The organism is Nitratireductor sp. B36 (genome assembly GCF_020833685.1).
Lineage (GTDB): Bacteria > Pseudomonadota > Alphaproteobacteria > Rhizobiales > Rhizobiaceae > Nitratireductor.
On record NZ_JACKZY010000001.1, the window covers coordinates 437,026 to 455,023 of the forward strand.

At 58.6% G+C, this 17,998-nt stretch carries 25 protein-coding genes; 1 reads left to right on the forward strand and 24 read right to left on the reverse strand.

The window, feature by feature from the left end; translation table 11 throughout:
• Nucleotides 1–140: 140 nt before the first annotated feature.
• The 12 genes from H7H48_RS02140 to H7H48_RS02195 form a co-directional block, all read right to left on the reverse strand.
• Nucleotides 141–410 (reverse strand): hypothetical protein, encoded by a 270-nt coding sequence (locus H7H48_RS02140; RefSeq protein ID WP_229447167.1) that lies wholly within the window; start codon nt 408–410, stop codon nt 141–143.
• Complete coding sequence (locus H7H48_RS02145) at nt 407–1,201, reverse strand: glycoside hydrolase family 108 protein (RefSeq protein WP_229447168.1); 795 nt, start codon at nt 1,199–1,201, stop codon at nt 407–409. Before H7H48_RS02145 ends, H7H48_RS02140 begins: the two co-directional genes overlap by 4 nt.
• A 243-nt stretch (nt 1,202–1,444) precedes the next feature.
• Nucleotides 1,445–1,870, reverse strand: a complete 426-nt coding sequence (locus H7H48_RS02150; RefSeq protein ID WP_229447169.1) for a hypothetical protein — start codon at nt 1,868–1,870, stop codon at nt 1,445–1,447.
• 2 nt (nt 1,871–1,872) lie between these two features.
• Nucleotides 1,873–3,579 carry a hypothetical protein gene (locus H7H48_RS02155; protein WP_229447170.1) on the reverse strand — a complete coding sequence of 569 codons (1,707 nt, stop codon included), beginning with the start codon at nt 3,577–3,579 and terminating at the stop codon, nt 1,873–1,875.
• Nucleotides 3,569–3,811, reverse strand: coding sequence for a hypothetical protein (locus H7H48_RS02160; RefSeq protein WP_229447171.1), 243 nt, complete (start codon nt 3,809–3,811; stop codon nt 3,569–3,571). The genes H7H48_RS02155 and H7H48_RS02160 overlap by 11 nt, the downstream gene beginning before the upstream one ends.
• Before the next feature lie 96 nt (nt 3,812–3,907).
• Nucleotides 3,908–4,363: a hypothetical protein gene (locus H7H48_RS02165; RefSeq protein WP_229447172.1), complete on the reverse strand. Its 456-nt coding sequence runs from the start codon at nt 4,361–4,363 to the stop codon at nt 3,908–3,910.
• The gene (locus tag H7H48_RS02170; protein WP_229447173.1) at nt 4,356–4,748 is read right to left on the reverse strand and encodes a hypothetical protein; all 393 of its coding nucleotides are present in this window, start codon (nt 4,746–4,748) and stop codon (nt 4,356–4,358) included. The genes H7H48_RS02165 and H7H48_RS02170 overlap by 8 nt, the downstream gene beginning before the upstream one ends.
• A 405-nt stretch (nt 4,749–5,153) precedes the next feature.
• Nucleotides 5,154–7,685, reverse strand: coding sequence for a phage tail protein (locus H7H48_RS02175; protein WP_229447174.1), 2,532 nt, complete (start codon nt 7,683–7,685; stop codon nt 5,154–5,156).
• 66 nt (nt 7,686–7,751) lie between these two features.
• Nucleotides 7,752–8,162, reverse strand: a complete 411-nt coding sequence (locus H7H48_RS02180) for a hypothetical protein (RefSeq protein WP_229447175.1) — start codon at nt 8,160–8,162, stop codon at nt 7,752–7,754.
• A gap of 3 nt (nt 8,163–8,165) precedes the next feature.
• Nucleotides 8,166–8,813 (reverse strand): DUF2163 domain-containing protein, encoded by a 648-nt coding sequence (locus H7H48_RS02185; protein ID WP_229447176.1) that lies wholly within the window; start codon nt 8,811–8,813, stop codon nt 8,166–8,168.
• Nucleotides 8,814–8,815: 2 nt separating this feature from the next.
• Nucleotides 8,816–9,436, reverse strand: a complete 621-nt coding sequence (locus tag H7H48_RS02190) for a hypothetical protein (RefSeq protein ID WP_223019775.1) — start codon at nt 9,434–9,436, stop codon at nt 8,816–8,818.
• A complete protein-coding gene (locus H7H48_RS02195; RefSeq protein ID WP_229447177.1) occupies nt 9,433–11,322 on the reverse strand; it encodes a phage tail length tape measure family protein in 1,890 nt (629 codons plus the stop codon). The genes H7H48_RS02190 and H7H48_RS02195 overlap by 4 nt, the downstream gene beginning before the upstream one ends.
• A 13-nt stretch (nt 11,323–11,335) precedes the next feature.
• Between H7H48_RS02195 and H7H48_RS02200 the strand changes: the two genes are divergently transcribed.
• Nucleotides 11,336–11,563: a hypothetical protein gene (locus tag H7H48_RS02200; protein ID WP_229447178.1), complete on the forward strand. Its 228-nt coding sequence runs from the start codon at nt 11,336–11,338 to the stop codon at nt 11,561–11,563.
• Between the two features lie 4 nt (nt 11,564–11,567).
• On the opposite strand, the gene H7H48_RS02205 is transcribed toward H7H48_RS02200, so the two are convergent.
• From H7H48_RS02205 to H7H48_RS02260, 12 genes are all read right to left on the reverse strand, one after another.
• Nucleotides 11,568–11,714, reverse strand: a complete 147-nt coding sequence (locus tag H7H48_RS02205; protein ID WP_229447179.1) for a hypothetical protein — start codon at nt 11,712–11,714, stop codon at nt 11,568–11,570.
• Between the two features lie 62 nt (nt 11,715–11,776).
• Nucleotides 11,777–12,166, reverse strand: coding sequence for a GTA-gp10 family protein (locus tag H7H48_RS02210; RefSeq protein WP_229447180.1), 390 nt, complete (start codon nt 12,164–12,166; stop codon nt 11,777–11,779).
• Between the two features lie 69 nt (nt 12,167–12,235).
• On the reverse strand, nt 12,236–12,979 hold the full coding sequence (locus H7H48_RS02215; RefSeq protein WP_229447181.1) for a hypothetical protein: 744 nt from the start codon (nt 12,977–12,979) through the stop codon (nt 12,236–12,238).
• A 76-nt stretch (nt 12,980–13,055) separates the two neighbouring features.
• The gene (locus H7H48_RS02220) at nt 13,056–13,481 is read right to left on the reverse strand and encodes a DUF3168 domain-containing protein (protein WP_229447182.1); all 426 of its coding nucleotides are present in this window, start codon (nt 13,479–13,481) and stop codon (nt 13,056–13,058) included.
• Nucleotides 13,471–13,704 (reverse strand): hypothetical protein, encoded by a 234-nt coding sequence (locus H7H48_RS02225; protein WP_229447183.1) that lies wholly within the window; start codon nt 13,702–13,704, stop codon nt 13,471–13,473. The genes H7H48_RS02220 and H7H48_RS02225 overlap by 11 nt, the downstream gene beginning before the upstream one ends.
• 1 nt (nt 13,705) lies before the next feature.
• On the reverse strand, nt 13,706–14,077 hold the full coding sequence (locus H7H48_RS02230) for a hypothetical protein (RefSeq protein ID WP_229447184.1): 372 nt from the start codon (nt 14,075–14,077) through the stop codon (nt 13,706–13,708).
• Nucleotides 14,074–14,532: a DUF4054 domain-containing protein gene (locus H7H48_RS02235; protein ID WP_229447185.1), complete on the reverse strand. Its 459-nt coding sequence runs from the start codon at nt 14,530–14,532 to the stop codon at nt 14,074–14,076. Before H7H48_RS02235 ends, H7H48_RS02230 begins: the two co-directional genes overlap by 4 nt.
• A gap of 4 nt (nt 14,533–14,536) precedes the next feature.
• The gene (locus tag H7H48_RS02240; protein ID WP_229447186.1) at nt 14,537–14,848 is read right to left on the reverse strand and encodes a hypothetical protein; all 312 of its coding nucleotides are present in this window, start codon (nt 14,846–14,848) and stop codon (nt 14,537–14,539) included.
• A gap of 71 nt (nt 14,849–14,919) precedes the next feature.
• Nucleotides 14,920–15,909, reverse strand: coding sequence for a major capsid family protein (locus tag H7H48_RS02245; RefSeq protein ID WP_229447187.1), 990 nt, complete (start codon nt 15,907–15,909; stop codon nt 14,920–14,922).
• Between the two features lie 27 nt (nt 15,910–15,936).
• Nucleotides 15,937–16,440 carry a hypothetical protein gene (locus H7H48_RS02250; protein WP_229447188.1) on the reverse strand — a complete coding sequence of 168 codons (504 nt, stop codon included), beginning with the start codon at nt 16,438–16,440 and terminating at the stop codon, nt 15,937–15,939.
• 25 nt (nt 16,441–16,465) lie between these two features.
• Nucleotides 16,466–17,581: a DUF2213 domain-containing protein gene (locus H7H48_RS02255; RefSeq protein WP_229447189.1), complete on the reverse strand. Its 1,116-nt coding sequence runs from the start codon at nt 17,579–17,581 to the stop codon at nt 16,466–16,468.
• A 5-nt stretch (nt 17,582–17,586) separates the two neighbouring features.
• Entirely contained in the window at nt 17,587–17,997 is a 411-nt protein-coding gene (locus H7H48_RS02260; protein WP_229447190.1) for an HK97-gp10 family putative phage morphogenesis protein, read from the reverse strand.
• Nucleotide 17,998: the final 1 nt, after the last annotated feature.

Below are 17,998 nucleotides of genomic sequence, written 5' to 3' on the forward strand. Positions count from 1 at the left end.
GATATGGTCACGTCCCGCAGCGATACTTCTGATACCGGCCACGATGCTGTGCGATGGCGATCGCAGTCAGGCGATCATTCGCCACCAGGAAAGAGTTAGTAGCCGGTGCCGGGTTGATCGGCACCAGCACGTCGCAGGGCTCAGTGATCGCCGCTGTCTGGCAGCTCGCAGCCGCCAAGAAGGGCACACAGGCCAGTGTCGTCAGCGCCAAGCGCTTCCTCATCGATTTTCCTTCCATCTTTCAGGATTGTGATGCGGTTGGATTGGAGCCGCTGCAGGACAGAGGCAGCGCCCCGCTGGTGGCCGTAGGAGTAAATCAGGGCCACAATGACGGAAGCGCCAACAACGACGGCCAGCGCCTGCCCCAGGTTCGAGAACAGGACTTTGTAGACCAGACCGGCGCCGATCATGTGCCCTTCCCCTCGACCGCACCTTTGATGTCTCGAACTGCTGCCACGATCTGCGAGCGCAGGATCACCAGGACGAGAATAACCCCGACAAGCACACCGCCGCCCGCTGCAATGGCCTTCCAGTCCATCCCGGACAACCAGCCGAGCCCCAGCGCGCCGGATCCGAACAGACCGGTTGACCACTGCCAGAAGCCGGATTTTTCCTTCACCTTCTGCTCGACCTCTTCGGGAACGGTCGGGCGCGGAACCGGCACAGGAACACGCTCCACGTCCGCCGGGCGGCCAACCATGTTCAACGCATGCTTGCGCACACCGGCGACACGACGCGTCCAGCCCTTCCCGAAGGTTGGCCAATGTTTCAGCTTGCGCAGAAACGCCATGCGCGCATCGCAGAGACGATTGATGACCTCGGCAGGGTCCATGCGCTGAACCGCGGCGATGGTTTTCGGGCCCACCCGGCCATCCACTGTCGCACCGACGATTGATTGCAGATACTTTGCCGCCCGGCTCGGGCCGGAGTTCACGGCAAAATCGAAGACGGCATAGTCAACGCCAGAGGGCAATGCCTGGGCATTCACGGCAGCCCAATAGTGCCGATAATAAACTGTGGCGATCTGCTCATCCGTGATGGCTTTCAGGTCAGCCTTGGTCGCATCCACCTTCACGTAGCGACGGAAGGTGTGCAGCGTGACCCCTTTCATGGTGGCTCCACCGGGATCGTCTGGATGATCGGCCCAACCGCCCTCGTCATTAAGGACGAGCGGAAGCGCCCGCGCGAAATTGCGGTCCATTTCGTTTCCTTTCGTGCTGATAAAATCGTGCGGAAAGCAGCGCAGCCGAAGACACGCGCCTACCGGTGCAACAGATGTCAGTAGAGGTGGCGCACTACGTCATCGCACCAGTGAAGGTTCAGGTGCCGATCGCTACCTTTGGTTGCCGACGAGTGAGTTGTCCCCCTTGAGCGCCCCCAAGCCTCGAGGCGTACACCCCAACGCCTCGCTCGTTGGCGCTATTTCTGGATGAACTATCTCCGGCTAAAGCGCAGCCGCCTGTTCCCACATTGCGTCAACCTGCTCCGGTGTCAGGCCAAGGGAAGAAGAGAGTTGCACGACGAGTGGGTGCAGCCTGTTGAACTGTGCGGCGTATTCCCACTCGACTTGCCCCTTTTGCCGCTCCACCGGGTCAGGGATTGCCGCAATGGCAGTCTCCACGTCTGCCAGATCAATTCCACCATCGATCAAACCAAGACGGAACTGACGGGCCGAAAGCGCTGGCATTGCGGCGCGGACCTCTTCTTTTGTGGGGTCACGCGGCGTGTGGGGCGGAATCGTGTTCCCCTCCGCTTCCCACGCCGCAATCAACTGGCGATGACGGTTGTCGGGATCGTCCGGGATAATCACGTGGCTTCCGCTGATGATCGCCTCAATGGCACCATCCTGTGTGTAGCCATGTACATTCATGATCAAAGCTCCGCATCCAGGAAGAAGTCCGCAGCCCAGAATGCACTACCTGAGCCTGTAGATTGGCAATAAGCGGCAATCGTGTTTTGACCCAATTGAACCGATAGCGTTCCGCCATTCACGAGGTTGGTGGAGAAAATATTCCAAGTAACAGTTGGAGTTGCCCTCATCGCCGTCCTAAAGGCAGAAGTCTCCTTGATGCCCTGGCCGGAGGCGTTTGCGTATGCCTGGGGGCGCAATTGCAATATTTGGTAATATCGTTCGCAAAGCATCATCTCCTGCGCTGGATGACGCACGTCAAACACAGTTGGCGAACTCCCTTGCTCGAGCTGTGGCACTGAAAACGTGCCGGCTGAGAAGCGCACTGTGACATTTGTCCCACCGGTCAAGGGGAATGACTCGCCTTTTGCGCGCGCTACCCCATTCACAGTCGCAGTAGCGGTGCCTTCCCAATTCAGCGTGTATGTTCCGGACAGAACTGCTCCCCCTTCAATTACCTGCTCAACTCCGCCGGCTGAAGCGGTAAAGGTTCGAACACCCGCAGTTTCGGTCCATGAAAGTGACTGACCGGAAACGACAACGCGCCATCTATCCAAGGTGTATTCGTTGGCACTACTGGTCGGGTCGCCACTGTTATAGTTGCGCTGGTTGATGGTACCCAACGGATTGATTAACTTGTTCCGCATCCCTCCAATTGACGCCAACCCGATTGATGCCCTCGCCGCCGATGCACTTGCCGCTGTTAAGAGCGATTTGCCGGTGGCGCTCGCCCCTATCGCGTCTTGTGCATCTCCTGTGGTTCCCGCTGCCAAAACGGCCTTGCCGGTGGTGCCAGCAGGGAATCCATCCTTCAAAACTTTACCGGTTGCGCCATCGAAAAGTGCGACATTGCCGTCTGTCGCTCCATTTGGCCCGACGACGTCTCCGTCTAAACCTTTTGCAGCTACCAGATCCCAATACGTTTGCCATGAAGCACCGACACCCGGCTCTCTTGCAGCGTCGGACGTGTGCGCCGTGGTGCAGATGTAGGACGAACCATTGTGCTCGACCCCGGCCAGCTTGTCATAAGCCGTCGCGGTTACCCATGCACCCCGCCAATCATCCCATGGCGAGCCGGTTGCACCAGTCGGTCCGGTGATATAGGCAGGATCGCTCCAGTCTGCCGCCGCAACGCTGTTCTTTGTGTAGACCGCAGATCGGCCATCACCGACATCGGCCACGAGGACAGTGAAGCCTGCTGCGTCATTGTCATACGCAGCGCGGCCCGCAAGATCATCCACCTGTACGTCAAAGCGCACACCGTTGACGAGGTCTTGCTTGGCGATCAGATCCAGCGCACCGGGACCGGTGAAAATGGGCAGTTTGTTGGCGGCACCGTTCAGTCCTGCCAATGCTGAAACGTTGCCGCTCGAAAGCAACTGTCCGATTTCCTGCAACGCCTGCCGATAAGCCACATGGTAGGGCGTGAAGGAAATGCGATACGGCTCGGCTGTCTGTGTCGGCCCAGGCCATGGATATGCCAGCGTGATCTGTGTGTCGCTGTCCACGGAAGCGATCGGCACTGGCATACCGACATGCTTGCCGAAATCATCGGCAGGCCGCACGATCTGCAGCCACGCCGTGCCCTGCCCTGTGACAACGGTCTGGCCCTGCGTAACGGATGCCGTGCCCGTTTCGTAGTAGCCCTGCTCGTAAAGATTACCCGCCATTCTTGGCATCCTTCTTTTCGGCCTTGGCCGCATCCTTTGCAGCCGCGTCCTGAAGCTGGCCGTTGACCTTGGTCAGCCGGTCGATCTCCACCTGCATGGCGTCCATTTCCTGCTGCTTGCGCTCCAGCGCATCAGCCAGCATGAGGTTGCGGTTTCGGAAATACTCATTGAGCGCAGTCGCCTCGACGGCAGCAGCCATCGGGCTGACCTGCTTCTTGGGCTGGTCAGTCATGGAATATCCGGTGTTGTGGGTGTGCGTTGTGGTGTGGTCAGAGGTGCGCGATCAGCGCCTTGATTTCATCGCTGGACGATGCAGTGCTTTCGATGGTCACAGGTCGTAATCCCACACGATGTAGAAAATTTCCCAGGGGCCATTCAGGAAGGAATCGCTGTTATAATTCGTCTGAAAAACGAAGCGATTATTGAAAACATTTGCGCCATACCAGGGAATCCTGTTCGGACCATCGTAAATGAATTCAATATGGCTCCCAATGTGCTGATACCACTGCTTTGGGTTCGATATCACCGTGCGGCGAACAGCGAAGAACACAGGCGGCCGCGCTGAGAACGTCTTACCGAAATTGACGGTTACTTGCTGCGCGCCATTCCCCGGCACTGGATAGCCCTCGGGTGTAGCCGGTAAGTTGAGCACACCCCGCTTCAACACATTCAATGTGCCGTAGTCCGAGCTGAACTGGAGATCTTTCTGCTGTGCGGATAGAACATCCACACCGGGCTTGCTAACGAACAGCCCGTTCTGATCAAGAAGCACCCGATTAACCATCAAGGTTCACCCTGAACACGGCATAGAAGGTCTTGCCGGTATAATTGACACCGTCTGCCCAAACGTAAGCCGAGAAGTTCGTGTTGGAATTGTACGTGACGCGCGCCTCAATGTCGGCCTTGATATTTATCCCTGGACCCAGAAACAGCTCGAACTCGGGCACCAGCATGATTGCCGGTCTAAAACCCAAATCAACCGGGATCGAAAACGCGGCACTTCCGCCGTTCGGAACATTGAGCGTTCCCGTCCGCACTATCTGAAGCGAAGTCCAGTCAGACGAAAAGAGCAGATTGCTTTCGCCGGTCGTGACAACGTCGTGTCCGGGCTTCGATATGTACAGCCCGTGAGCTCCGCCCTTCGGTCCGAGAAGCACGCGATTAGCCATAATTGTTCCGCAAGACGATATAGAAGACGGTTCTCGTGCCGGGATATGAGTTCATGTGCCGATGTATCGTGAACTGATCATTGAATATCCTTAGACCGAGAGCGTGCCAGTTGTAGTTTGTGCGCGTCGCCATCCACCACTGTGAAAGGTCGTTCGGAGTTCCGGATACCCACGCAAGAACCGATGGAGGGCTACTGAAGGTTTGCCCATAGGTAATTGTTTTGGAGGTTTCGTCGTGGTTCCAGACAAATCTCCCTGATGACAGCCAATTGCCGATCTCGCTCCACCGGCTATCGAACGACAACTGGTTTGGCGTTAGGCCGGCGTTCAGAACATTGTTTCCTGGCTGCGAGGTTCGTAGAACATAGGTTCCGTCGAACGCCCCGATAACAACTCTGTTTGCCATCAATCAGCCACCAAAATTCGGTTGTTGTTCAGCTCGATGCGCATTTTGCTGTTGTTGCTTTGTATGAGCCCCGAATTCACCGTCCCGATGTTCGCTACGTTCATGCGCGCAACACCTCCAGAGATGAAAAACGGCACCAGGTCCGTTGAACCATCCGATACAATGAACTCGTCGGCTTTGAAGATGACGCGGCTCATGCCTGGCTGCGCATCCATGAAGAACGCCGCCTGAGACCAATCCCCGCCTGACTCAAGCCGAACCTGGACGCCATAACGCGCCCATCCACCGCCAGGTGAGGCCATGGCTTCGCCGCGCATCGTCACATTGGCTTCGACGTCATCGACCTGAGCGGTCAGCGAGGTGATTGCGTTCGCATTTGCCGTGACGCGGCCATCCACCTCGTTGATTTCTGTGGTCAGAAGATCAACGGCCTGCGCAATGTCCTCTTCAATCGTGACTTCAAGCGCTTCTATGCGCTGCGCAATGGCCGATCCCGGACCAACGGCAACAATGATTGCTTCCTGATAGGAAGCTGTGATGTTGCCCGCTGTAACAGCCGCCTCGCGACGCAGCCGCTGGATATTGCCATACTGCTGATCGAAATCAGCCATGTCCTTCGTGGCATTGTCCAACCCACGCTCGATCTCTTCGCGCGTGTTGTAGTTCAGCCAGTCCGTGGCTTCATTGATGACTTCTGGATCAATCGTCACGTCCGTGAACGGCTGGTCCGGTGTCGTAACCGCCATTGGCGCCGACCATGCAATCGGCCTTTGCGGGCTGGTAAGCAACCGCGTCCGAACCTGATATTCCGTGTCCGAAACCACAGCTTCCGTCAGAACCGCAATGGTCTGATCATCCGCAACGGTCATACTTGCACGGGAAGCCGGATCGTCGGTCGGCCACCATTCCAGTTCGACACCGACAACAGTCACGTCTTCGATTGCATCCCATGAGGCCTGAATGGCCGGCATGAGCTTGGTGCCGGAGCCTGCCGTTACCCCCGCGAGCTGCAGGTTCTGAACCTCTTGCAGATAGACCGGCTTTCCGGGCGGATACGGCACCACAGGCACCGGTACCGTCACCGCGTCATAGATCGAAGCATCGCGTTGCTGGAGCGCAATCCGCACATTGCGCGGCCCCTGGCTATCCAGAGAGTAAAGCGTGGATTCCGTCACCAGATAGGTGAGCGTGCCATAACGGTCCGACTGCCACGTAATCCAGTCACCGGCTTTCAGACCACGCCAGCGCGGCCGGAGCGTGATCTCTGCCGTAGCCTCCAGGCGGTTCTCGGCTGCATAGATTGATGCAAGCTGTTTAGCCTGCCGTGCACTCGTGACCGTGGGGAAGTCCATGACCAGATCGCGGGTGCGACGGTCCACCACGATAGCGCCGTCCAGCACCACCGGGTCATAACCAACCATCGACCACAACTGGCTTGGATCCGGATGCGTGCCGGAGATTGAATTGACCAGCTCGGCCATTGACCGCTTGGCCTGCCAGCGCACCGGTTCACCCACGACAATGTCATCATCGGTGATCGTGGCAACAACTGGCTGGGCAGCACCAATCATCGGCCAGGAACCGTCCGGGGCATCGATCACGACACCGCCACACGCCTTCATGATGGATTCGATGTTGTTCCCATGGGTGGCGGTGCAATCCAGAAGGATCGAGCACCGATAGCGCTTTTCCCCTTCCACGATCTCATCACAGACGTTTGCCGCCGCCGTGAACTTGTCTAGTGGCAGATCGCTTGCAGGCATCTCCATGCCGCAGAACAGATCGCCATTGACCGATAGCCCGCGCCGATAATTGTAGTCGATCACAATCGGATTGTCGGTCCACTCATGGGTGGAAGGATCGTTCCAGCGATGCGGGCCTGTGCCGCCCACCGTTGAATCCTTGCGCCAGTCATAGAGCTTGGCGCCTTTGAACTCGAAGAACACATCCGGCATTCCGACCGTCTTTTCTCGGTCGTACTTTGCCTTGACGATGACATAGGAGCACCCAACACCGACACAGCTTTCACCCCACCGATCGGTCGGGTTTGCATTGTCCACCAGGTCGGGATCCGCCGTGGTCTGGTTGCCGTCATGGAACTTGATCCACGCCAGGTTCGCATATTCGCCAGACGTGACCTTGCGGTATCCGTTGGCCTGCGGGGCATCGAGCGTCACCCACTCGCCATTGATCGCGACACGCTCAAGGCTGGTGCAGGGATAATCGGAGAGCTGATAAACGTCCTGCAGCCAGCCATTGTCGTTGCCGAACGTGTTGACGTGGATCTCATGACCGGCAATGCCCACCAAGCCACAGGCGACTTGGCGCGGTACGTCTGCGCCGTATTCGGTGTGAATCTTGACGCCGGTCGGTTCTGGGGCCTTTTGCTTCTGTTTCAGGAGCGCGGAAGCGGCAAGGTTCAGGCCGATGCCAATTACAAGCTTGCCAAGAAAGCCAAGGCCACCGATGAACGACGCAACCGCGCCAACAGCGCTGACAATTGCGCCAATCGCAGCACCAATAAAAGGCATGAGCTACCCTCCGCGCGGCGCTATGCGCCCGCGTTAAACAGTCTGATTGTCTGTGGTTGGTGGCGGTTAGCGGTCGCCTACCTGAAACGCCGTCTTCACCTCGGTGGCCGGCAAGAACTCGAGCGAGCGTTCGCCACGCGTCGCAAATCCGATGGAGGTAAAGACACCCCCGGAGATGACGCCGTCACGCTCCACAACGCCCAGATCGCCGCGCTGGGCCATCAATCGGCCTATCTCTGGCAGGCGAGCGCGGAAAGCGTCTTCCACGGTCTCAAACCCGCGCTTGCGAAGCTGCTTACCGGCTCCGGCTTCCGTCTTGTATCGAACGCCGGGATAAAGCTTCTCGCCTGTGATTGCCTCGAAAGCATCTGCAGGGATGAGGTAGCAGTCAGACACGCCATATTCGCTCGGCAGTGCCATGTGCTTTTCAATCACCTCGTTGAGGCGCTTTTCCCAATCAGGAACCCGTTCAATCATTGGCTAGATTCCGAGACGCTTGTTGATGTCATCAATGAAGCCTTGAATGGACCCGAAGCCCCGCGCCCTCTTCGGAGTGGAGCGCGCCCTGCCCCAGAAGATTTCCTCACGTCCGGTAGTGGCGGCATTCACATAGAAATTGTCGCCATCCACGCGGCGATACTGGTCCGCCATGTTGCGCTTGCGGCCATTGGTGCGGGTGTAATCGAGCGCCCGCGTTTCGCAGTCGGCTATGAGCTTGTAGCCCTCTTCCGGGTCTTCCTCGTGCGATAGCTGGTCGATATATCCGCGCCGCAATGCTTCGACGTGCAGGAGTGCGCCGGTATCCGGATGAAAGAACGCATCGTAAATGGTGACGGGCCGGTCGCGATAATCTTCCGCTTCGATGGTCTTGAGCACATCCGGCGTCAGCCCATCGTCAGGCGATTCCGCAAGCTCAATCGTGAACTGCCGCGCCGTGGTGCCCGTGCCTCCGGGGAGGTCCGACACCTTGATGATGCCACCCGGTTGATAGGTCAGACCATTCCACTCAATCGGCTGGTCCGATTTTGCAAAACCATAGGTGCCGGTGCCGAACTGGAACTTCATAAGCCCGCGAATGGCAATGCGGCCTTCATCCAGAAGGTCTTGAACGACTGTGGGGAGTGCCATCTCTAAACCCTGCTCTCGACAAATGAGAAGGACACCACCGGTCGCGCGCCCTCCGACACGGACCAACTGTCCACCGGAGACCGCATGTTGAGTTCCGGCTGTTCAAAGCGCACCACAGCGCCGGCCTGCGCCACATAGGAGCGCGGTGGAGGCTCAACCGTGATCGATCGGCTGGTTCCGGAACCCGAAACGGCGATTACGCGGTGGAGTCCTCGGAAGGTCAGGCGTTCCAAGCCAAGCAGATCGCCAGGCTGGAGCACCAGTGAAGGCGACACGCCGCTCACTGCCAGAACATTGCCACCCGAAACACCGTCCAGAACGCCCGCATCTTGCGCAGGAGCGGCCTGTGCGGGATTGCTGTGAGCAAATGGCCGGCAAGTGACATTCTGCGTTACCAGAGTGGATTTGAGGCCGCCCCGGAATTGGCTCCACCACGCGGCAATTTCCGCAAGCTCGCTCTCCCGCAAGGGGACGCTCGTGAACTGGATCGTCCAGGTCGGATCTGCAGTTTCGGTGAAGTTGATGCGCCCAGCTCCGGACGGAGAAGACGCAACAACCCGTTGTAGCCTGAACCGCGAATGCGTGAAGCGAATATGCGGGTGGGTAAAGGGGAAGGCTGTCAAAGTGCATTCCTCTTTCTGGCGTTCCCCATATTGGCGAGGAAGCGCTGATAGTTGCCCTTGTCGTACGTCTTAACGACCTGAGCGGCAGAACCCTGGCTGATCCTCTCAACAGCGGCCTGCCAGTTGCCGTCTTGGTCAACAAACACTCGGACGTCCATTTGGCCACCGCCGGCATCTGAAGCTCGCTCCGGCATCCTCATTTCAACGGGAACCTTGCCCCCTGCCGGAAGCGGGATGACCGCCTCTTGCCCGTGAACAATGCCCCTTGGCTGGCCTCGAGCCCCGCCCGTGTTTGCTGTGCCTGTCGCAAAACCAGGGAGCCCGCCTCCACCACCGAAAAGCCCGCCGAAGAGGCCTCCGAGCAATCCGCCGCCCCCCAATGACTTCATTGCCATCAACTGCTGGATGAGCTGGATGACGATGCCGATCATCTCGTTGGCTTCCAGCTTGCCGTCCTTGAAGGCATTGGCGATGCTGTTGATGGCATTCATGCCGATCTGTTCAAGCTCTTGATAAGCCTGCTGCTGGGCTTGCAGTGCGGCGTTCTCGTTGTATGTGGCCTCAACGAGTTGCGCGATCTTCTCACGCTGCTCTGCTGTTGCGGCAGAGCCGGCTCTACGAAGTGCGGTTGCCTTCTCTCGCTCAACTGCCGTCATTCCGATCAGGGAGCGCTCAAATTCAAGCTGATCAATCAGATCAACAACGGCTTGCTTTTCGCGCTCGATCTCTGAAATGGAGGTGGATCGGGACCCGCGGCTCCTGCCAGTTCTCGTTGCGCGTTCTGGCTCCTCGGGATCAGGGAAATACCGGTCTCTGTAGTAGGGATCATCAACGAAGCTTCGAGGATCACTCCCACGTCCGCCGCCGAACTCACTAAGTGGGATGTTCCCGCGGTCCTGAAGTCGGCTCGTCTCCTCGTTATACTTTGCTGCCCTATCGGTAGCCGCTTCGAGGGAGCTTATTACGCCCTCCAGGGCAGAACGCATACTGTTTGAGCCGCTGACCACATCGTTGGACATGATACCGGCCATCGCCTTCATGGCACGGTTCAGCGCCTCTGTCGGGTCAAGCTTGTTGCGGACCGCTTCTTCCGCATCTTTCACCGCAAGGTTGAAAGCCCTGAACGCGGCACGCAGGCGCTCAACTTCCTGGTCGCTCTCAGCCAACTCAAACATGCTCGGCAAAAGGGCTTCCATCTCTTGCCGGGCTTCTGCGATCGCGTTTGAGAAATCGCGAAAAGTCTGATTCACGGCCTCTTGCCGTGCCTCCTCCAAAGAAGCATTATCCGCCAGCCTGTTCAGCTCTTCCGAGAACTCCTTCAGTGCCGGCAGGGCTTCCCCCCACTTATCAGCAACGCGACCGATCAGATCAGCCTGCCGCTTAAGCGCCTCGTCTGCTTCGTCGCTCTGTGCGAGCAAATCCGAGAAGTAAGAAACCGCTGTGCTGGCGAGAAGGACAAACGCCGTGGTCGCAAGGCCAAGAGGAGAGAACAGGCTGGCGACGGTGCTGCGAAGCGCGCCCATAACACCGTTCAAAGAGCCGCCGTACATCGTGATCTGCGGCAACTGCTGCGCAAGCAGCATGAAAGGCGACTGACCGGCTGCGAGCATCGTTCCGATATCTTGGAACTGGAACGCGAGGTTGCGGAAATGCTGTTGCGCCATTCGAGCCTCAGACCCAGCAAGCGCTATGCCGGCTCCAGCTCGAGAGAACGTCCCTGATACCTGATCAAAAGCGACCGCCGTTGCGCGCCCCGCTTTCGCTACATCATCTCCCACCTTCTTCATCTTTTTGGAGAAATCAGTCTGTGCGCGCCCCACATCGCGCATGTAGCCATCGACCTTGGCTTGCATTTCAACTACGACTTTATCAGCAGTTACCGCCATAGGAGGAAGCCTCGTGGAGAATTGGTTGAAAGCGTTGATCGCTACGGCCTGCGGCGTCGTGATCGTGGGTGGCGGGTACTTCGTCTATTCAGAGTATCGCGAGGACCAAGTGGCAAAGGCGGCGGCAGAGGAACGCGCGGTCAGAAATAGCTGCCGATCAGCCATCGGGAAGCCTCTTCCAGCCCTAAAAGAGTTCTGCGTGGAAGAAGGTTATCTGACATACGAGGAAGCGCAGCGCTGACAATCTACACCCTCACACTCGGATCATTGACCGTAGCTGCCGCCAGAAGCTGCTCCGCCTGCTCCCAATCTTCGTCTGACACTTGTGGTTTCGCCTTTTGCCCCTGCTTTTCCAAAGCGCGGACCATCGAAACGATCTCGTAAAGCGACATGGTGTCTATCGCTCTGGGATCTACACCGCATTGAAGGAACGATGCCCGATACCCGGCGAAGTCTATTCGGTCTGCCGGGTCTCCCCGGCTTCCTGCTCCCCCGACGGGATATCCTCAAAGCCATGCATAGCCGCACCAAGCACAGCACGGGCGATGCTCTCGGGATTGTTTGGGCCGGCTGCAAGAGGCACAGACGGCTTGTCACGCCCGATATACATATCAGTGAGGCGCTTGGCCTCGACTGCCCCTATACCGCCGCCAATGAGCCCCAGACGCACGGTCTGATAAATGTCAGACCAGAACCAGGTGCCAAGCATGACGCGCTGGTAGATGGCGCCGAAGCCGATCTTGCCGCACACGCTTTCGAGTTCTTCGATCTGTGCGCCTTTCAGTGCGAAATTGTACTCCCCATCGCCCCATTCCAGAACGACTTCTGCTTTCAGGCTAGCCATGAAGTGACCCTATCGGTGATCAGTGAGTGGAGGAGCTGGGCAGCATATGCCACCCAGCCGTGAGGCGGATCAGGCGGGGATGACCGGCAAGGATTGTTCGGACTGCGAATTCACACTGCCAGACACATTGGACGCCGTCTCAACGACATGCAGGCGCTTGCCAACATCTCCGGTGACCGGCGTGTAAGTGTCAGTTGTCGCACCACTGATCGCGACGTTATTGGCAAACCACTGATAGGAAAGCGTGGGAGACCCGGTGTAGGTGCCGGGCGTCGCGGCGAATGCAACACCTTCCTGCGGTTCCGTCTGGGGAATGCTGACAGCCGTGGTCATGCCCGGTGCAGGCGGAATAGCATGCCAGTCGGGCTGTCCGTCCCAGATGATCGTTCCAGAATTGGTGTAGCGGCCGCGGTCAGAGCTTTCTTCCTGATATTCAGTCAGGGCTGCCGGGCCTTCCCAATAGCCGGCGTTCGGCTCGCCAAGATTGCGATACCAGCGGCACCAGTAAAGGTCGGAACCTTGCGACCATGCATCCCAGAGCGGCAAGGCTTCATCTGCCAGCGTTCCGGTAAATGTGGATTGCATGCGCTTCGACACAATGTCGATGCCGAGCCAAATCGGATCATCCGGAGCATTACAGGGTGGCAGCGCCACATCATTCGTGTTGGTAGTGATCTGGCGAGTAAGACCGGTGATGCCGCATGGCGCGGTGAAGATCGCACCGGCTGGAGGCTCTGTTTCGCCTGGGGTGTATTTCGGGCCAATGAGGATCTGCTGGGCTCCGAAGCGGACACTGTAATCGCGCTGTGCCATTTGAGTTTCCTTTCCAACGGGAAATGCGCCGTCACCTCGTGGTGGCAGCGTTAGGGCTGTTTCGGTTTGTGGGTTGTCAGGCCGCTTCTACGACCGTGATCCTGAATTCACACCAGGAATGCCATTGGTCAGCCTCTGCGCTGTCTCTCACGCATTGAGTGCCAATCCATTCGTTTTCGATGATGCCGAGGCTGGCCGGTGCAAATGTCTTCATCGCCTCGACAATGGAAGCCGCGATATCAAGCGCCCTGTCTTCGCCCGCATAGCTGGTTGTGGTCTCAGCGAAGGCATGAAGCGTGACGCGGAAGCTGGAGCCATCCCAACAGGTCGCGTCATAAGCTGTCGTGATCGGGCTGCCGTATCGGATAAACGGCCATGACGGGCTTGAAGGCGGGGTCATGGCATAGATGCGGGATGCAGGCACGAGAGCCGTCACACCGGTGTCTGAGGCGATGTGCTCGATAATCTCTGCCTTGACCTGCCGGGAAAGATCAGTCGCCATCCTTGACCACCTGCCCCGCCTTATCGACGGAATAGCCTTTCGGCTTCTCGATTACCTCAATCACGCCAGCGGCAAGGCCAGCATCAATGCAAGCCTGTGGCCTGTAGCCAATGGAACCTTTCGGGAATGAGATCATCACATTGGTCTTCGGCTGCCAGTCGAACCGATCGCCAGTAACCCGGAACCATCGCGAGGAATGCTGTGCTGCTTTCTTGCGCGGCATGTCAGGCCTCCGATGCTTGTTTCGTGGCGTGGATCACCCAATGGGAGGAAGCCGGGTCTGTGCGGACAGAAACCGCCTTCCAGCGCTCGCCACGGGCTTCAATGACATCGTCGGTGTTAGGTGCTCTGCCTTCGACACCTGCTTGCAGGACGATCAATTTAACGTCCTCTGCGGTATACCCTGGCGATTGCCGCATGGCCTCGTCGCACCGGTCAACCTGCACCGATACGGCCACAGGGGGCTGCTCCACCGGCAGATATGTCCCGCCTGTCTGCCGCACCATGTCGATGCGGATAAGCTGCCCTGTCCCTATGATAGGCGCGAAGGCCGCGCCCATGATGTTCTTGATGGCGTCCGTATCGAGCAAGGTCATTGGTAGCCCCACGGCGGCGAGAACGGCACGTCTTTCGCAAATCCCGACTGTGCACCACCACAGCCACCCATGGCGATGCGAGGCCCGCCCCTTGCCATGCGAAGAAGCTGCATGAAGAACGCGCCGCACTTGGTCTGAACGAGCCAATCGGCGTAGCTCATATCTGCTGCCGACTTCTGGAATCGCGTGAGCGTCAGGTCGCCTGATTTGACCGTTTGATACTGCGCAGCGCCGGAAGCCTGTCCTTGGCTCTCTGTGTCGGAACCTAGGCCATCCAGCGTCATGAGGTGGCAGACAATCGATACCTGTGCAGCTTCGCAAAGCCTCTCAGGCCAGCTTTCGTCAACCCACAGCGTTCCAAGATCGATATAGGACTGCACAACAGCATCATCGACAGATGCGAACTGCGGCTTGATCTGCTTGAACCGTGCGGGCGTGATCGGAGCGCAGGACATGGCTCTAAGCCTCTAGCGCCGCATCGATGCGTTTCTGAAGCTCTTCCGCGTCCCAGCCGTGATAGGCCCGCTTGCCGACAAGCTCCTGATATTCGGCGCGCAATTTGGCGAGGTCGTCTGTATCCAGCTCCTGCGCTGGTGCAGGCTTGCCCTCGATTTCCGTGATCTCGAAATAGCGCAATGCGCGATAGAGCGGCAGATGCATCGGGTGCACCTCGACATTCTCCAGCACACCTCGCGCAGGCAGCATGGATTTCTTGCCGTCCGCCATCACGATTTCATACGGGCTGTTGGTAAGGTTCTTGATGTGCTGCATCCGTCGCTCCATCGAATGAAAAGGCCCCGGCGCGATTGCCGAGGCCTTGCCGTCTTTCCCGTGTCCCGGGGTTACGGTGCCGGGCTGACAGCGTCCAGATACCGGATCGTGTCCCGGATCTGAATGAGCTGACCAACACGTCCGATGCCGGGCACCGCCCACTGGAGCGGGCCGTCCTGATGCACATCAAGGAAGCGATAGGGCATCGGCATCGGAAGTTCCAGAGCATCCGGGCTGTTGCGATAGCCGATAGCGCGGCCCTGCCCTTCAACACCCGATGCTGTCGCGGCAGCGGCAAGGAACGGCTGCTCACGCACCACCACCGACTGACCGGTGCGGCTGGTGAAGATGTTGTTCGCCTCGAAGTACTGGAGGATGGACTTGTCGGGCGAGGTCACACCATAGGGCGTCGTTGCGATGTACTGATAGGCCAGAGGCGGCAGCAGGATCGTGTTGCCGATCAGGCTGGTCATGACGCCGGTGGCAGTTGCCGGGCCCATAAGCAGGCGGTTCAGTTCCGCAATGATCTGCTCAGGGGTCTTGAGGCCAACGCCGTTCGCATCAACCCAGTTGCGGGCCGAGCCGGTGCCATTGTCAGGCGAAAGCGTCGGGGTCACACCGGCCATATTGGCAAGACCGCCCCAGCCGTGGTGCCCCGCACCGTACAGCGCCGTTTCGGCACAGAAGATGTCAGCGGACTGACGGGCAGCGATTGCTTTGCGAGCCGTGAGAGGCACGCCGGCAAACTGCGCCTTGCCGACCTCTTCCACATTGTAGCGGTAGCCAACGGCATACATCGCGAACTGGGACGTGACATTGATCAGCTTCACGTCAGCAAGCGGAACGTCCTTGCTGTAGCCCGACTGCCACTGTGCGGCGCCGGTCATGTCACCGATCTGGAAGTCAACGCCGGTAGCCCACTCGGGATAGTCGGTGTTAACCGGCACAAGCTCACGCCAGTTGATCAGGTCGTATTCCTGCTCAAAGGCGCGGCTGGATAGCACATGGGTCTGCTGGCGAAGATAGGCCAGGCCCTGTGCGTCTGTGATCTGCATGTTCATCGCAGAATGTCTCCTTTCAGGGACTGGTTAAGCCGCCGCAGCAACGGGGTCGTTGCCGGGGACGATACGGAGGCGCATGGGAACCGCCTGATCAGCCACGCCGTCCTGATCGAACTCGCAGTTCGGGAGAGGCAGACGACCGGTTGCAGAACCGCCGTAAAACTTGTTGTTGGACGGGTCGAAATAGACCTTCTGACCCTTGGTGACGGCTGCACCTGCAAGAACGAAGATGACACCCTCGTCAGCAACGCCGAGCACGTCGCCATCTGCATAGGTCGTGGTGCTGGCTGCATCGCCCGTGGTGATGTTCTCACGGGTGATGCCGGCAAACACTTCGCCGTCTGCAAGAGCCTTCACGGTTGCCGTGCCGTCACCGGCCTGACCGTTGATGGACACAGGATGACCGAAGCCAATGGCCTTGGTCGCGGTATCGGAAGCGAACGCGGTGAAGGCGTTCCACTCTTCCATGTTCTGGAACTGACCCGGCAGGCCAGCCACAGGCTTTGTCTTGGGAGCGGGCATAAGAGCCATGATGGTTCTCCTTTCGTGCCGCTGGTTAAGCCGAACGCTTGGTCATGCGGTCCACGTAGGACTGCTGAGCCTTGCTGGAATCGGTGGTGACAGGCTTGAGATGCGAGATTGCTTCACGGACCTGCTCGGAACCCGCTGCATCCTCGACGAGAATGTCAAAGCGAGCATCGATATAGGCTTCCGCCTTGTCCTTCATGGCGTCACCGAGCTTGGCGACAACCACAGCCTTGCGGATTTCCGCATCGGACAGGCCGTCCGTTTTCACATCAGCCACGATGGACTTGGCCTTGGCGATCAGGTCGCCGCGGGCCTGCACACGTTCATCGAGTGCCGCGGTGTCGAGAACCTTGGACTTGAGATCATCAATCTCTGCATCCTTCTTGGCGATCTCGGCATCCTTGGCCTTGATGGCGTCGTTATGCTCGGACTTGGCGTCTGCCAGCTTGGCAGCAAGATCAGCCTTGTCCTTGGTCAGCTTTTCGATGGCCTGGGCACCTGCATCGGTCGTTTCGACCTGGAGCCCATCCACCATTACCTTGCGCAGAGTGTCAGCCATTGGGCTTCCTTTCGTGTCTGCAATGGAGGGAGTTACAGGGCTCACGCCCCATGTAGACGCACCGTCACCGATGCGAGCTTGTGAACCGGCGCGGCCGTTCTTCACGATTGCCACGTGGTTGATCTTGATATCCTTCTGGATGGCGTCGTATGGCTCGCCGTCCGGCGTCACACCGTCCTCGAAGGCAAGGTCGCAGGTGTAGCCAGCCGAAAGTTCCCGCTTGCCAGCCTCAACGGCCTTGATGGCCGCTGCATCCATGACAATGAGCGGAACGCGGACATATTCGCCGTCGCGGGCGATCTCGTCGCCGATCTGGCCCACCGCATAGTCACGCCAGTTGTCAGCCGTCACGGACTCGTCTGGATGGTCATTCGTAACAGGGCGATGCGCATAGGAGGCGAGGCTGTCCTTGGCGAATACCTGTTCCGCAGGACGGTAGACGCGCACAACCTGCTTTTCCGGCTTTCCAACCTCCCATCCGGCATAGTCCTGAAGGCCAGTGCGGGCGGTGCGGACCTCGGCCACAAGATAGCCGTCAGCGGTCCGTCGCGTTCCCGCGACAGATGCCGTGTCTAAGAATTTCATGGTGTCTATCCCTTTCGGACAGCGATCCTGACCGCGTTGGCGACCTTCTGGCCGACCTTCTTTCGGTTCTTTTCGGTGGCCGGCCTCATGAACGGGCGAGCGGCCATTTTGCTTGTGCCGTACTCCAAGGCGGCGCTGTAGGGCGCATGGCTCGTCACATGAACCGTTGGCGGGTTCTGCGCCACCACGCTTGTCTCGATGTTCGTATCCAGATGCCGCGTGTCTGCATTCGGGGGTTGACCGGGCAAGGAAGGCACATGCCCTGCCCCACTGATTGCCCCCTCCGTAATGGACTGTTCCGCGTCGATCTCGATATCCTGCCCGGCGCTGTAGAGCGCGGCGACGACCTGCTTTGATGACTTCGCCATGTTGCGCAGGCGCTTGGTGTGCCTGTCAGCGCCTTTGATCTTCGCCATG